Consider the following 16564-nt stretch of genomic DNA (forward strand, 5'->3'; position numbering starts at 1 on the left):
AAGAGGATTTCAATTCCCTGCATATAGGCTCTCAATAACCTGATAGACTTGAACACTGGGAGTGCTTAGGGACGGGTTCACGAATAACGGGCGTGCAAATCGAGGCTGTTTACTGAACCCACCCTTACAATCAGGCAATCTCAGATGTTGGGAGGATAAAACTCGTGGATAACGCTATTGGTTTAGAGATTATTGAGGTAGTCGAGCAAGCGGCGATCGCTTCGGCTCGATGGATGGGTAAAGGCGAAAAAAATACCGCCGACCATGTGGCTGTGGAAGCCATGCGCCAACGGATGAATCAAATTCATATGCGCGGTCGTATCGTCATCGGTGAAGGGGAGCGCGATGAGGCTCCTATGCTCTACATTGGTGAAGAGGTAGGTATCTGCACCCAGGAAAATGCGGGGGCATTTTGTAACCCAGAAGAATTGGTAGAAATTGACATCGCGGTTGACCCCTGCGAAGGAACTAACCTGGTAGCCTACGGTCAAAATGGCTCGATGGCTGTGCTGGCTATTTCTGAGAAGGGGGGACTTTTTGCGGCTCCTGATTTCTACATGAAGAAACTAGCAGCCCCTCCGGTAGCTCGTGGTCATGTTGATCTTAACAAATCAGCTACAGAAAACCTCCAGATTATCTCGGACTGCATGGGTCGCGCGGTTGAGGAATTAGTGGTTGTGGTTATGGATCGCCCCCGCCACAAGGAACTGATTAAGGAAATTCGGGAAGCTGGTGCTAGGGTTCGTCTGATTAGTGATGGGGATGTGTCTGCAGCTATCTCCTGTGCTTTCTCTGGAACTAATATTCATGCTCTGATGGGTATTGGTGCGGCTCCTGAAGGGGTGATTTCGGCTGCGGCTATGCGCTGTCTGGGAGGTCACTTCCAAGGACAATTGATCTATGACCCAGAAGTTGTCAAGACTGGTCTGATCGGGGAAAGCAAGGAAAGCAACATCGCTCGCTTGAAAGAGATGGGGATTGAAAATCCTGATAAGGTCTATAATGCGGAAGAACTGGCTAACGGCAGAACTGTTCTATTTGCTGCCTGTGGTATTACTTCTGGTACTCTGATGGAGGGGGTTCGCTTCTTCGGTGGTGGGGCTCGGACTCAGAGCTTGGTAATTTCGTCTCAGTCGAAAACAGCTCGCTTTGTAGATACTATCCATATGTTTGAGAAGCCGAAAAATATTCAGCTTCGCTAGTTTCCCCAGTGGAAACGGGATCAGGGAAATTGCACAGATTTTGGTGAATTGATGTGAGTTGACAGCAGAAACACCGGAGATGGCTTCGACCTGATCCCATACACTAATAAAAAAACCGAAACACTAAACCGTTTTATGAATATTGCAGTCGTAGGTCTTAGTCACAAAACGGCTCCAGTTAACGTCCGTGAAAAACTCAGTATTCCAGAACCTCAGATAGAAGGGGCGATCGCCAGTTTGTTGAGCTATCCTCATTTGGAAGAGGTGGCGATTCTTAGTACCTGTAATCGCTTGGAAATCTATTTGGTCACAGTTGAGGCTCAACCGGGAATTAGGGAAGTAACCCAATTTCTGTCGGAGTCGAGTCAACTAACCCTGGCTGAACTGCGTCCCCATCTATTTACGCTTCTCCATGATGATGCGATTATGCACCTAATGCGAGTGGCGGCGGGATTGGATAGTTTGGTTCTGGGAGAAGGACAGATCCTCGCCCAAGTTAAGCAAACTCACAAGTTGGGTCAGCAATACAAGGGAATAGGGCGCATTCTCAATCGTTTATTTAAACAAGCCTTGACGGCTGGGAAACGGGTGCGGACAGAAACTAGCATTGGTACGGGGGCGGTTTCTATTAGTTCTGCGGCTGTGGAATTGGTGCAGATGAAAGTGGAGGATCTGTCTGATTACCGAGTGGCTATTGTTGGGGCGGGTAAAATGTCTCGCCTATTGGTACAACATCTGCTCTCTAAGGGGGCTAACCACATCTCTATTATAAATCGTTCGTTAAAGCGATCGCAAGAGTTGGCGGGTCAATTTAGAGAGGCGGATTTGAACTTGTGTCCTCTGTCGGAAATGATGGCTGTTGTGGCTAATTCCGATATCGTCTTTACTAGCACAGGTGCGACGGAACCGATTTTAGATAGAGCTAAATTAGAGGAGACTTTAGCCCCTAACCAGTCTCTAATGTTGGTTGATATTTCTGTTCCTCGCAATGTGGCGGCTGATGTCACGGAGTTACCAGGAATTAAGGCGTTTAATGTGGATGACTTAAAGGCGGTGGTAGCCCAAAACTATGAAAGCCGCCGGAGAATGGCGCTGGAGGCGGAGGTTCTTCTTGAAGAAGAAGTGGAAGCCTTTGATGTCTGGTGGCGGAGTTTGGAAACAGTCCCGACAATTAACTGTCTGCGCGATAAGATTGAAGGGATTAGAGAACAGGAACTGGAAAAAGCGTTATCTCGTTTGGGATCGGAATTTGCGGAAAAGCATCAGGAGGTGATTGAAGCCCTGACTAGGGGTATTGTCAATAAAATCCTTCATGATCCTATGGTACAATTGCGATCGCAGCAGGATATTGAAGCCCGCCGCCGGGCTATGCAAACCCTGCAAACTCTGTTTAACCTTGACCCAGAAGCAGTATCTGGTCAACAGTACAGTTAGACTCTCAAGATTACCAGTCCCCCCCATCCTCCATTAAGGGGGTTCGGGGTGGGTCTGGGCTGCCAAGACAAGAGGAGAGGAAAAGCAGGTAGGCGGGGCTGAATAGGATTGGGAAGGCGGTTAAGATACTTCCCATGGCGATATGGTAGCGGCTAGGATGACGGCGAAGCGCGACGATAACTAATAATCTAATCATCTACTGTAATTTAAGCCTTGATGTGGCAAAATATTTAGGAACGAGCAATCAGCTTAAACTGTCGATATAATCTGCTATGACTGCAACTATTCCCACCCTAGCACCCCAATACGACCCTTTCTCCACTGAAGCCAAATGGCAGCAATACTGGGAACAGAAGCAGGTCTTTAAAGCAGACCCTAACCATCCCGGTGAACCCTACTGTATCATGATTCCGCCTCCGAACGTGACGGGAAGCCTGCACATGGGTCACGCTTTCAATAATTCTTTGATTGATGCGTTAATTCGCTATCATCGGATGCGTGGTTATAATACGCTATATTTGCCGGGAACTGACCACGCTAGTATAGCAGTACAGACTATTTTAGAGCGACAATTGCGAGAAGAAGGTAAAACTCGCTATGATTTGGGAAGGGATAAGTTTTTAGACCGGGCTTGGCAGTGGAAACAAGAGTCGGGTGGTAAAATTGTTAATCAATTGCGACGTTTGGGGGTGTCCTGTGACTGGACTCGTGAACGGTTTACGCTGGATGAAGGATTATCAAAAGCGGTAATTGAAGCGTTTGTGCGTTTATATGAAGATGGCTTAATTTATCGTGGGGAATATCTGGTTAATTGGTGTCCCGCCAGTGAGTCGGCGGTGTCGGATCTGGAAGTGGAAAATAAGGAAGTTAATGGCAAGTTATGGCATTTTCGCTACCCTCTGAGTGATGGTAGTGGGTTTGTGGAAGTGGCGACTACTCGCCCAGAAACTATGTTAGGTGATACGGCTGTGGCGGTTAATCCTAATGATAAACGCTATCAAAATTTGATTGGGAAAACTCTGACTTTACCAATTATGAATAGGGAAATTCCTATTATTGGTGATGAGTTAGTTGATCCAGAATTTGGGACGGGCTGCGTTAAGGTTACTCCCGCCCATGACCCCAATGATTTTGAGATGGGTAAAAGGCATAATTTGCCGATGATTAATATTCTAAATAAAAATGGTTCTTTGAATGAGAATGGGGGAGAGTTTGTCGGACAAGATAGGTTTGTGGCGCGCCAAAATGTGGTGAAACGTTTGGAAGCGGAAGGGTTTTTGGTGAAAATCGAAGACTATAGCCATTCTGTACCTTATAGCGATCGCGGAAAAGTTCCGGTTGAACCGCTATTATCTACTCAGTGGTTTGTCAAGATTAGACCGTTGGCTGATGGGGCTTTGGTATGTTTGGATAATGACCATAGCCCTAATTTTGTCCCCCAAAGATGGCAAAAAGTCTATCGTGACTGGTTGGTGAAATTAGAAGATTGGTGCATTTCTCGTCAACTGTGGTGGGGACATCAAATTCCGGCTTGGTATGCGGTTAGTGAAACTGGGGGAGAAATTACTGATGATACTCCGTTTATTGTGGCGCGGACAGCAGCAGAAGCCCAGGAAAAAGCGATCGCTTCCTTTGGAGAAGGGGTAAAACTTCAGCAAGATCCTGATGTTCTCGATACCTGGTTTTCCTCTGGTTTGTGGCCGTTTTCGACTTTGGGATGGCCGGAAAAAACGGCAGATTTGCAAACCTATTACCCGACGAATACTCTGTCTACGGGGTTTGATATCATCTTTTTCTGGGTGGCTAGAATGACGATGATGGGGGGATATTTTACGGACAAAATGCCTTTTCAAACGGTTTATATCCATGGGTTAATCCTGGATGAAAATGGCAAAAAGATGTCGAAATCAGCGGGAAATGGTATCGACCCTTTATTGTTGATTGATAAATATGGGACTGATGCGCTGCGTTATACTTTAATGCGAGAGGTGATCGGTGCAGGACAGGATATCCGTTTAGAGTATGACCGCAGCAAGGATGAGTCGCCGTCGGTGGAGGCTTCCCGGAATTTTACTAATAAACTCTGGAATGCGGCCCGGTTTGTGTTGATGAACCTGAAAGGACAAACTCCGGCACAATTGGGAACACCTAATTTGGAGGAGTTGGAATTAAGCGATCGCTGGATTTTGTCTCGGTTTAACCAAACTGTCAAGCAAACTTGTGATTATATGAATGCTTACAGTTTAGGGGAAGCAGCTAAAGGCTTATATGAGTTTATTTGGGGTGATTTTTGCGACTGGTATATTGAGTTAGCCAAGTATCGTTTACAGGGAGATGGCGGCGTTTCTCAGAAAGTAGCCCAGCAGGTACTCGCCTACATTTTAGAAGGCATTTTAAAGCTATTACATCCTTTTATGCCACACATTACCGAGGAAATTTGGCATACTTTAACCCAAACCGGGGAACAAGATTGTTTGGCGGTGCAGACTTATCCAGTATTGCAAGAACAGATGATCAGTTCCGACTTAGAAACCGATTTTGATTTAATTATCGGCACAATTCGCACTCTCCGAAATTTGCGCGCTGACGCTGATATTAAACCCAAAGTCAAAGTTACGGCGATTCTGCAAAGTGAAAATGCCAAAGAAAGGGAGATTTTGCAACGGGGAGAGGTCTATATTAATAAAATTGCTGGGGTGGATAACTTGGTGATTACAGAAGCATTAACGGGAAATGAAGGTCAAACTATCGCCGGGGTGGTGGGTACTATTCAGGCCTTAATTCCTTTGGCTGGGGTGGTTGATTTAGAAGCCTTGAAGCAGCGGACCGAGAAGAAATTGGCAAAAATTCAGAAGGAAATTGATAGCTATACCAAGCGTTTAAGTAATCGTAATTTTGTCGATAAAGCTGACCCCCAGGTTGTACAGGGTGCGCGAGATGCTTTAGCGGAAGCTGAGAAACAAGCGGAAATTCTCCAAAGCCGTTTGAGTGGTTTTTAGGGTTTTCCTAACTGTGGGGAATTTTCCCCACTTACCATCATCTGGGTTAAGTTTAACTAATATATACTGGCAAAGTATTTTGGATTTCCAAGGATTGTTAACAGATGCAATCCCGGAGGCTGAGACTCCCAAGACCCGTACCATAGCAGAGTCATAAAAATCTAAAACTCTCACACTTAAATTATTCATGAAAATCAAGGTTCAAAATTTAGGTGTTATCAAACAAGCCCAACTAGAATTAGGAGATCTAACGATTATTTGTGGGCAAAATAACTCTGGGAAAACTTATGTGACCTATGCTTTGTTTGGATTTTTATCGACATGGAGAGATGGCTTTGAGGTGGAAATTGCCAATGATATTATTGACCAGATTTTAAATCAAGGATTGGCGACGATCAACCTCCTAACTGATATTGATTCCCCAGAAAAAATCCTATCCCAAGCCTCCCAAGCCTACGCAGACAGTCTGGGGGAAATCTTTGGGACAAACGGAGCCAGGTTCGCCCAGACAACCTTTGAAGTTTTTTTAGATTTAAATAGAGATTTTTTTGATGATGGCTATGAAACCAATATAGGAGCCAGAGGTTCTGATCAGCAAATCTTTTCACTAATCAAACCTGTAAATAGCCCAGAATTGACGGTTACACTCCTAGCCACAAAGGAAAATCTGAATTTTCCTCGACAAATCATCAATAAAATTATTAGTGATTCGATTAAAAATATCCTGTTTTCTCGATTTTTTCCGCGTCCTTTTATCGCGAGTGCGGAAAGAACAGGTGCGGCTATTTTTCGGAAAGAACTCAATTTTGCCCGTAATCGCCTCCTAGATGAACTGAGCCAAGTTGAAGGGGAAAAAGATAGGTTTCAACTGCTGCTTTCTAAGGGGTATGGAGATTATGCGTTGCCGATTCATAAAAATGTTGAGTTTCTGCGTAATTTAGAGGGAATATCTAAACGCAGCAGTGATTTAAGCGAAATCAATCCTGGTATTTTGGATGATTTTGATGATATTATTGGCGGTCGTTATGTGGTGACCAAAAATGATGAACTCTATTATATTCCTATGGGTAATAAAAAAGCTCAGTTAACGATGGATGAAAGTTCTAGCGCAGTTCGTTCTTTACTGGATATTGGCTTTTATTTAAAACATATTGCCAAAATCGGTCAATTACTAATTATTGATGAACCCGAACTAAATTTGCACCCGGAAAACCAACGTCGAATCGCTCGTTTAATTGCTCGGTTAATTAACAGTGGCATCAAAGTATTGATGACGACCCACAGTGATTATATTGTCAAGGAATTGAACACCCTAATCATGCTCAATTCCGATAAACCCCACATTCAGAAAATCGCTCAACAAGAAGGCTATAAACAAGATGAAATTCTCGATGCTAGTCGTGTTAGAGTTTATATCGCGGAAGAAGCCCTTGTTCAACTACCCGGTAAATCGAGGCGGAGTCGCTGCCAAACGTTAACTGTTGCCAAGATTACACCGGATTTCGGTATAGAAATTTCCAGCTTTGACACTGCGATTGAAGCCATGAATAAAATTCAAGAAGCGATCGTTTGGGGAGAAGAGTTCTAGTGTGGAAGAGAGATTATAAAATTCTGTCAGAGTTAATTGATGAATCAGCACAAATTAAAGCGATCGCTCTACCCTATAACAGTCGAGAAGTAATCCTAACTGAAGCAGATCAAGATGTTAAATATTCCATTAAAATTAAGGGATTTCCACCAGAATTTTTCATTATTAAATCCGATAAGTTTGCACCACCAGTAGGATTTATTCAAGGATTACAAGGAGAATGCAAACGTTCAGATTATATCATTTTGGTTAACATTTTGCTTAACCAAAAATCACAAAAAACAGCTATTTTTTTAGAACTCAAGCGAGGCAACCCAGATAATCAAGATATTATTAAACAACTTAAAGGTGGTTTTTGTCTATTTAAATATTTGCAAAAAATCGGGCAAGTTTTTTGGGGAAAGCCTGATTTTCTCAAGGATTATGATATTAAATTTGTGGTGATTAAAAATATACCCATGCCAGGTAATTTGAATAAACGTTCATCACAATTCAAACGAGAAAATCTGGTGAAGTCCCTTAAAATAGACGGTGACAATATAGAAGAAATACCGAAGCACTATTTATCGGTTAAGCATCAGAAAGAAATTTATTTCCGAGTTTTCTTAGAAAAAGCATGATTTGAGATGCGATCGCCTCAATACCAGTAACCTCAAATACTTGACGACAGAATGGAGGTTTTGCTATACTGACGGAAATCGCTTCCGAGGGGTTATTGTGCCTACACCCAAAAAAAAGCCGGAAACCCTATATAGATCGTGAAATATTAATATTTTGTGGCTACAATTTAAAATGGCGATGCACGAGTTTTTGAGGATTTAGTCCAGGCTGAAAATTAGGCTATTGACAAAATAGACATTTTATGAAATTACCGTTGTGGTGGGCTAATAATTAACTATAATTATCGATATAATCTCATGATACTTGAGTCCCAATCAATTTATCAAGTTGGTGGTAGCCTTCATAGGGACTCACCGACCTATGTGGAGAGGGCGGCGGATAGGGAACTCTATCAAGCCTTGAAATCCGGGGAATTTTGCTATGTTCTCAATAGTCGTCAAATGGGTAAATCGTCCCTGTTGGTGCGGACTTCCTATCGGCTACAACAGGAGTCGCTGAAATGTATCAGCTTAGATATGACTTGTATTGGTAGTGAAAATGTGACACCTTTACAGTGGTATAAAGGGATTTTAACATTTTTATGGACAGGTTTTAAGCTGACCAGTAAATTTCCACTGAAAAGCTGGTGGAATGAACGAGAAGACCTATCTTTATTGCAGCGTTTAAGTCAATTTATTGAAGAGTTATTAAAACATTTACCAGACCAACGCCTGTTTATATTTGTGGATGAAATCGATAGCATTTTAAGTTTACCATTCCCGGTGGATGATTTTTTTGCTTTCATTCGTTATTGTTATAATGAAAGGGCTGTTAATCCCGAATATAATCGGATTACTTTTGCGATTTTTGGAGTAGCTACACCTTCGGATTTAATTAAAGATAAAAATCGCACGCCGTTTAATATTGGGAAAGCTATACAGTTATCAGGATTTACTTTAAAGGAAGCTGAACCTTTAATGACAGGTTTAATTATTCCGGGTAAAAATTCTCGTCGTTTGCTGAAAAGTATATTAAATTGGACGAGAGGACAGCCTTTTTTAACTCAGAAAATTTGTAATATATTATGTGTGGAGATATTGAAAGAAGGTAAACATAAGTTCTGGGAGTCTAAATCCGAAGAAAAGATTATCTATAAAATTGTTCAAGATTACATTATTGATAATTGGGAATATCACGACGAACCGGAACATTTACGAACTATCTCTAATCGGTTATTAGATAATCACAAAACTCTGGCAAATTTGCTAAGTCTTTATCAGCAAGTTTTAATAGGTATAATAGTTGAAGCTGATGGTAGTGCTGAACAAACGGAATTAATTATGTCTGGCTTGGTGATTAAATACCATAATTATTTAATTGTGAAAAATAAGATTTATAAAAGCATTTTTAATCACGATTGGGTAGATAAAAAGTTAAGTAATTTACGACCCTATTCTCAAACTCTTGAAGCCTGGGTGATTTCTGGTAAAACTGATGAATCTCGACTGCTGCGAGGACAGGCTTTCAAAGATGCTCAAAAGTGGATGGTAGGTAAGGTTTTGAGTCCGGTAGATTATCAATTTTTAAATGCTTCGGCTGAACTGGAACAAATGCAAGTTAGACAGCAACTAGAAATTGAGCGATCGCAAGCTATTGCCAACCAATTAAAAGAACAGCAAATCAGATTATTAGAGCAACAAAAAAATGCCCAAAAACAAAAACTTTTTATAGGAGTTTTAACTATTGGTTTTGTGATAAATTCTCTGTTGGTATTTCAGACATTTAATTTATATATGAGAGCTTCAATTAATGAAAAACAAGCTAGAATTAACGAAATTAGTGCTGTTTTAAATTCTGCAAATACTTTATTCACTCAAAATTATCACTTGGATGCTTTATTGTCGGCTTTAGCAGCACATCAAAAAATTGCAACTATAAAATCACCTAATCCCGCCATTATCGAGAGGGTAAAGCAGACGGTTAGCCGGGCATTTTTTAGGGCTGATGAGTTCAATAGAATTGTAGCCCATGACCATTTGATTTGGCGAGTTACTTTCTCTCCTGACGGTGAATATATCGCTACTAGCAGTAATGATAATACTATTAAACTCTGGGATAAGCGAGGTAATTTATTACAGGTTTTTGCTGGTCATGAAGGGGACGTTTTTGATGTGGCTTTTTCCCCAGATGGTCAATTTTTAGCCTCAGCGAGTTTAGACAAAACGGCTAAGATCTGGACTGTTGATGGTAATTTAGTTACTACCCTAAGTCTCCATAAAAATGGTGTCAGGGCGATCGCTTTTTCTCCAGATGGTCAGACCATAGGAATAGCTAGTCAAGACAAAACAGCGCAACTGTGGCGACGGGGTGACCAGGGATGGGTTGATGCTTATCTTCACCTGACTTTAACAGGTCATGATGATGCTGTAGAGGCGATCGCTTTTTCTCCAGATGGTCAAAATATCGCCACCAGTAGCAAAGACCACACCGTGAAACTATGGGGAATAGATGGCAGTCTAGTTAATACCTTTAGCGGACACCAAAACCCGGTCTGGGACGTGGTATTCTCCCCCGATGGCAAAACTATCGTTTCTGGTAGTAATGACGGTACAGCTAAAGTGTGGGGACTTGATGGCAGTCTGATTACTACTTTACCCTCCCAGGAAGGTTGGGTTTGGTCTGTGGCTATTAGTCCTCCCGATAGCATTATCCGCCGTTTAGGTATTGTTTTCGCCACTGCTGATTTAGCTAATAATATTAAGCTGTGGGATATAGATGGTAATTTGCTATACACCCTAGAAGGTCATCAACAACAGGTCTGGAATGTTAGCTTTAGCCCTGATGGTAAAACGCTGGCTTCGGTAAGTAATGATAAAACTCTTCGACTCTGGGGTTTTGAACACCCTAGCCTCACTATTTTGAGGGGACATAATAGGGGTATTTTAGATGCGGTATTTTCTGAGGATGACAGTTTTGTGGTAACTGGTAGTGATGATAAAACTCTCAGAATTTGGCGACCTAATGGGGAGTTATTACAGACTATTCCTACTAGCGACGGGGGAGTTTTGTCGGTCAGTGTTGCTTCTCAATATCAAATTTTGGCTACTGGTAGCTATGACCAAATCATTCAACTGTGGCAAATTTCCCCTGACGGAACCAACATAACTTTACTAAACACTTTAACTGAACATACTGGACCTGTTTGGTCGGTGGCTTTTAGTCCCAATGGTGAATTTCTGGTGAGTGGTAGTGGTGATAGCACTATCAAACTTTGGAATAAAGACGGGGTTTTGCTCAAAAGTTGGTCTTCACAGGGACAGACTATCCGCACGATTGCTATTAGCCGAGATAATCAGTTAATTGCTTCTGGTGGTAGTGGTGGAATGGTGAAAATTTGGGGAGTTGATGGTAGCCTGAAACGGGAACTAAGTCCATACCACAGGGGAACTATCTTAGGCTTAGATTTTTCTCCTGATGGTCGCTTTTTGGTTTCTGCTGCTGAAGATGATATGGTTATGCTGTGGGATATAAATGGCAATCTAATTAATGATTTTAAAGCTGATCATAATGATATTGTATCGGATGTGACTTTTTCCCCAGATAGTCAAATACTGGCGACAGCGGGGACAGATGGAAGTGCGAAAATTTGGAGTCTTGATGGGGAAAATTTGGCGATTTTTAATGGTCATCGTACCCATCAAACTCGGGTTTTGTCGGTGAATTTTAGCCATGATGGTCAACGGTTAATTTCTACTGATATTGATGGGGTGGCTATCCTGTGGAATATTAAGGATTCTATTAATTATCAAACAGTGCGTAATTATGCCTGTGACTGGATACGGGATTACTTACAAATTCATGCCGACACTGAAAATGGCGATCGCCAAATATGCCAAAATTGAATATATCCGGTTTTGGATACCCTGACCCACAGCCTTTAAATACCCCAATCAATAATTTTTACTAATATCTTCATCAAAAGAGTTTTAATTTTCAAAATAATGTTAAGATTTAATACAATTTAATTGATAACTTCTCTCAAATACTTGACGACAGAATGGGGGTTTTGCTATGCTTATATAAATCGCATCCAAGGGCTTATTGTGTCTACACGCCCAAAAAAAGCCGGAAACCCTATATATATCGTGAAATATTAATATTTTTTGGTGAAAGTTTAAAATTGCGATGCACGAGTTTTTAAGGATTGAGCCAGGGTCAAAAATTAGCCTCTTGACAAAATAGCGATTTTGTGCGTATCATGCTTTGTTTACAAAAATTGAAGATAAAGCTGTTGATTATTTTATTAATTGTAAGAGGAATTGCAAGAGTGAGATAATTATCAGAATTGACGATGAGATTTTAATTATGATAACTGAATATCGGTCAATTTATCAAGTCGGAGGTAGTCTGCATACCGACTGTCCTAGCTATGTTAAGCGACAAGCAGATACAGACCTGTATGAAGCCTTGAAGCGGGGAGAGTTTGGTTATGTTCTCAACTCTCGTCAGATGGGTAAATCTTCTCTGTTAGTGCAAACCCGCCACCGTTTACAAGCAGAAGGAATACGTTGTGCGACGTTAGACATGACGGTTATTGGTAGTGAAGATGTTACCCCAATGCAGTGGTATAAGGGAATTTTTGTAGAACTTTGGCGAGGGTTTGGGTTATTAAAATCTATGCCATTTAAAGTATGGTGGAAAGAACAAGGCGAACTTTCATTGGTACAGAAATTAAATCAGTTTCTAGTTGAGGTTTTACTGCCAACTTTTCCCCATGATATATTTTGCATTTTTATTGATGAGATCGACACTATTTTAAGTTTACCATTTCCGGTAGATGATTGGTTTGCATTTATTCGATTTTGTTATAACCAAAGGGCAACTGAGGCAGCATATCAACGGTTAAATTTTGCGATTTTCGGGGTAGCTAATCCCTCCGATTTAATTAGAGACCGCACCCGAACCCCTTTTAATATTGGCACAGCGATCGCACTTTCTGGGTTTACCCTAGAGGAAGCAAAACCCCTACAAAAGGGATTAAATGTTCCGGGTTTTAATGGGGAAATTTTGCTGCAAGAAATCTTAAACTGGACAGGAGGACAGCCGTTTTTAACTCAGAAGTTATGTAATCTCATATATTACCAATATCATCAAGATATTAATCCGCTAAATCGTGGTCAAATAGCATCGGAAAAAGAGTTTATAAAAACATTGGTGATTGACCAGATAATTACTAATTGGGAAAAGCAAGACGAACCGGAACATTTGCGAACCATTAGAAATCGAATTATTAGCAATCCTCAAATCTGCTCAAGATTATTAGGTATTTATCAGAAAATACTCCTAGAGACCGAAATACCCTTTGATGGTAGTCGGGAAGAAACGGAGGTTTTACTATCGGGATTAATTGAAAAATCCGGGAGTGTGCTAAAAGTTAAAAATCCCATTTATGAGCATATTTTTAACTTAGAATGGACGCAAAAACAGCTAAATTTACTACGTCCATATTCCCAAAACTTTGAGGCTTGGATAGCTTCTTGTCAAACAGATGATTCTCGACTTTTACGAGGTCAAGCCTTGTTAGAAGCGCGAAATTGGGCGTTAGGAAAAAGTTTAAGTGATGGTGATTATCAATTTTTATCAGCTTCGGAAAAATGCGATCGCGCTGCCATGCAACAGGCTTTAGAAGCGGAAAAATTAATCGCGGTAGAAGCGAGACTTTTAGAAGAATATAAAAACTCAAGACTACAGCGGCGACTGTTAACCACGGTAGTTTTATCACTATTGTTCTCCCTAGGGTTAGCGGGTTTAGCTTACTCCCAATATCGTCGAGCGATCGCCAGCTACGAAATCACCAAAGTCCGAGAAATTGAGGCCCTAATTTCCGCCACAGAGGGTCAGTTTTTATCACAAAATAGCTTCAATGCTTTAATTAATGCTGTACGGGCAAAAATGAGGATTAAGGATGTCAAAAATCCCGATTATAATATCCAAAATAAAGTAAATTCTGTCTTGATTCAATCTGTTTATGGGATGAATGAATATCATAGTTTTGGTCGTCAGGAAGACCGAGTTTGGTCTTTAGATTGGAGTAAAGATGGTGAACAGATAGCGATTATTACCCGCACTAATTCTCAAGATGTTGACCGAAGGGATAAAATTATTACAGACAATAATCAGATTCTGATTTTTAATCGGCGGGGAAAACTACTGAATATTATCCCAAATTTTGCCTATGAATTACGAACTCTAGCTTTTTTCCCAGACGGCTATATAGCCACGGGACACAGCAATGGGGAAATCAGAATTTGGTCAAATCAAGGTGATTTGGTGTTCACGTTTTCCGCCCATGAGGAAGAAATATGGGATCTGATAATTCGGGATCAAGACACCATAGCCACTTCTAGCAATCGTGGTTCTATAAAACTTTGGCGCAGAGATGGCACTTTATTAAATGAATTTGTGGGTCATACTCAATTGGTGAAAAAGATAGCCTTTTCTCCAGACGGTAACCGCCTGGCTTCTGTGAGTGATGATGGTACAGTGAAACTGTGGGACATAACAGGAGAATTATTAGCTGATTTTGAACATTCTCAAGAACCTGTGGAGGCTTTGGCTTTTTCTCCTGATGGTCAGTATCTAGTGGCTGGAGGTCATAATAGAGAATTGAAATTATGGTCTATTAATGAAAGGTCTGCTATTGTCCTTGGAAAACATGACAATAGTATTAGGACTGTGGCTTTTTCTCCTGATGGTAATATAATTGCTTCTGGGAGTTGGGATCAGACTATCCGTTTATGGAGTCCTGACGGTAGACACCTGCAAACTTTTGTTTCCCATACTGCGCCGCTTACTCAACTCGCCTTTAGTCCTGATGGTGAAACTCTGGCTTCTGCTGATTTCAATGGGGAGGTTAAACTATGGAAAGTTAAGAGTCCGTTTTTGACTGTGTTATCAGGACATGAAACCCATCTGCGGAGAGTAGCTTTAACTCCAGACCATCAGCAAGTTTTCTCTGTTAGTTGGGGTGGAGAAGTTTATCGCTGGGATATGCAGGGTCGTTTACTGGGAAGACTAGAAGGTCATGATAAGGGTGTAATTGGTCTAGGGGTTTCTCCTGATGGTGAAATTGTGGCGACGGGTAGCTGGGATGAAAGTATTCGCCTCTGGAATATGGAGGGAGAGTTATTAAAGGTGATCAATAATGCTCATTCTATGGGGGTAAATCAATTAGCTTTTTCGCCAAATGGTGAGGTGATAGCTTCGGTGGGAAATGATAAGAAAGTGAAATTGTGGAGTCGAGTTGGGGAGTTTATACGGGAGTGGGAATATTCGGAAGTGATTACGGGGGTTGCTTTTAGTCCTGATGGTAAAATGGTGGTTACGGGTAGTGAGGATAAGGAGGTCAGAGTTGTATATATAGACGGGTCTGGGACGCGGTTAATTGGTAATCATCAGGGTAGTGTTTGGGGGGTGGCTTTTAGTCCCCAAGGTGATATTATTGCTTCTGCTAGTACAGATAACACGGTCAGATTATGGTTTTTAGATGGTAGAAAATCGATAGTTTTGCATCATCAGGGAATTGTTGATCACGTGGCTTTTTCGCCAGATGGTGAGATGATTGCTTCGGCTAGTTGGGATGGCACTATTCAACTTTGGACTAATGAAGGGGTGAAACTCAAAACGTTAATCCGACATCAAGGACCAGCGCGGACTGTGGCTTTTAGTAATGATGGGAAATGGATTATTTCTGGGGGAGATGATCATAAGGGGATTATCTGGAATGTGGCTGAGATTATGGCTTTGGATGAGTTGAGTTATGCTTGTTATGTCATCCAAGACTACCTTAATTATCACCCGGGATTAAAGGATGAGGAAAGAAATTTGTGCGATCGCTTTAATTAAAGTGGGATGAAAGGTTAACTTAGCCCCTAAAATTGGGGCTATTGGGCTATTCTTCTGGCAGATCCCAATCAGCGATCGCCTCCCATCCTTTTCCGCGCCGCACCAGGACAGGATCATCAGCACTTAAATCAATAATTGTCGAGACTTGATAATCCAAATCAGCGCCATCATCAACAATAATATCAACCAAATTCTCCAAGGCATCAAAAAGCTGAAACTTATCATAATTTTGGGGAATTTTCCGAATTAAAGCCGAGGGTTCATCTTCTTCTTTAATATGTGCAGAAGTAGAGATGACCGGATTTCCTAGAGATTCCAAAATCGCTAAACACACGGGATGATCAGGAACCCTAATTCCGGTGGTTTTCCGCTTAGGTGACATGACCAATTTGGGCACTTGTTTAGTGGCGGGAAGCACAAAAGTATAACTCCCCGGAATCAATTTTTTGATGGTGCGATAAGCCTCGTCAGTAACTATGGCATAATCGGCAATATTGGATAAGGATGAACACAAGAAGGTGAGAGGTTTATCATTGGAAATCTGCTTAATTTGTCGTACCTTTTGGACTGCAGATTTAACGGTGAGGTCGCAACCGATCGCATAAACAGTATCAGTAGGGTAAAGCATCACCGCCCCACGTTTAAGGGCATCGTTAATTTGTTCAATGGTGCGTTTTTGAGGATTTTGGGGATGAATTTCGTACAGAGTAGCCATATAATAAAGTCCATGAACTCGAATAATTATCGAACAATTAAAGTTTAAAGTCAGAATGACGATCTGATCATGCCCAATTTTTGAGTAAAATAACTTTAAACTAAAATCGATACCACTTAAA

Annotated in this window: 9 protein-coding genes; 7 read left to right on the plus strand and 2 right to left on the minus strand. The window is 41.4% G+C overall.

Translation table 11 applies throughout. The features are described from left to right. The first annotated feature begins 164 nt into the window (after positions 1–164). The 3 genes from glpX (at position 165) to N39L_RS12765 (ending at position 5635) form a co-directional block, all read left to right on the plus strand. Complete coding sequence (gene glpX / locus N39L_RS12755; protein WP_006618316.1) at positions 165–1202, plus strand: class II fructose-bisphosphatase; 1038 nt, start codon at positions 165–167, stop codon at positions 1200–1202. A 135-nt stretch (positions 1203–1337) separates the two neighbouring features. Then, positions 1338–2636, plus strand: coding sequence for a glutamyl-tRNA reductase (locus N39L_RS12760; RefSeq protein ID WP_006618315.1), 1299 nt, complete (start codon positions 1338–1340; stop codon positions 2634–2636). A gap of 272 nt (positions 2637–2908) precedes the next feature. Beyond that, on the plus strand, positions 2909–5635 hold the full coding sequence (locus N39L_RS12765; protein ID WP_006618314.1) for a valine--tRNA ligase: 2727 nt from the start codon (positions 2909–2911) through the stop codon (positions 5633–5635). On the opposite strand, the gene N39L_RS12770 is transcribed toward N39L_RS12765, so the two are convergent. Then, the gene (locus N39L_RS12770) at positions 5579–5824 is read right to left on the minus strand and encodes a hypothetical protein (protein WP_126277495.1); all 246 of its coding nucleotides are present in this window, start codon (positions 5822–5824) and stop codon (positions 5579–5581) included. The two genes, N39L_RS12765 and N39L_RS12770, sit on opposite strands and share 57 nt — an antisense overlap. Between N39L_RS12770 and N39L_RS12775 the strand changes: the two genes are divergently transcribed. The 4 genes from N39L_RS12775 (at position 5823) to N39L_RS12790 (ending at position 15728) form a co-directional block, all read left to right on the plus strand. Next, entirely contained in the window at positions 5823–7223 is a 1401-nt protein-coding gene (locus N39L_RS12775; RefSeq protein WP_006618313.1) for an AAA family ATPase, read from the plus strand. The two genes, N39L_RS12770 and N39L_RS12775, sit on opposite strands and share 2 nt — an antisense overlap. Then, the gene (locus N39L_RS12780; RefSeq protein ID WP_006618312.1) at positions 7223–7843 is read left to right on the plus strand and encodes a hypothetical protein; all 621 of its coding nucleotides are present in this window, start codon (positions 7223–7225) and stop codon (positions 7841–7843) included. The genes N39L_RS12775 and N39L_RS12780 overlap by 1 nt, the downstream gene beginning before the upstream one ends. A gap of 297 nt (positions 7844–8140) precedes the next feature. Beyond that, complete coding sequence (locus N39L_RS12785; protein WP_014275404.1) at positions 8141–11725, plus strand: AAA-like domain-containing protein; 3585 nt, start codon at positions 8141–8143, stop codon at positions 11723–11725. Between the two features lie 463 nt (positions 11726–12188). Next, complete coding sequence (locus tag N39L_RS12790) at positions 12189–15728, plus strand: WD40 domain-containing protein (RefSeq protein WP_014275405.1); 3540 nt, start codon at positions 12189–12191, stop codon at positions 15726–15728. Between the two features lie 46 nt (positions 15729–15774). Here N39L_RS12790 and N39L_RS12795 read toward each other — a convergent pair whose 3' ends face one another. Beyond that, complete coding sequence (locus tag N39L_RS12795; protein ID WP_014275406.1) at positions 15775–16443, minus strand: L-threonylcarbamoyladenylate synthase; 669 nt, start codon at positions 16441–16443, stop codon at positions 15775–15777. Positions 16444–16564: the final 121 nt, after the last annotated feature.

This window comes from Limnospira platensis NIES-39, from assembly GCF_026000695.1.
Taxonomy (GTDB): Bacteria; Cyanobacteriota; Cyanobacteriia; order Cyanobacteriales; family Microcoleaceae; genus Limnospira; species Limnospira platensis.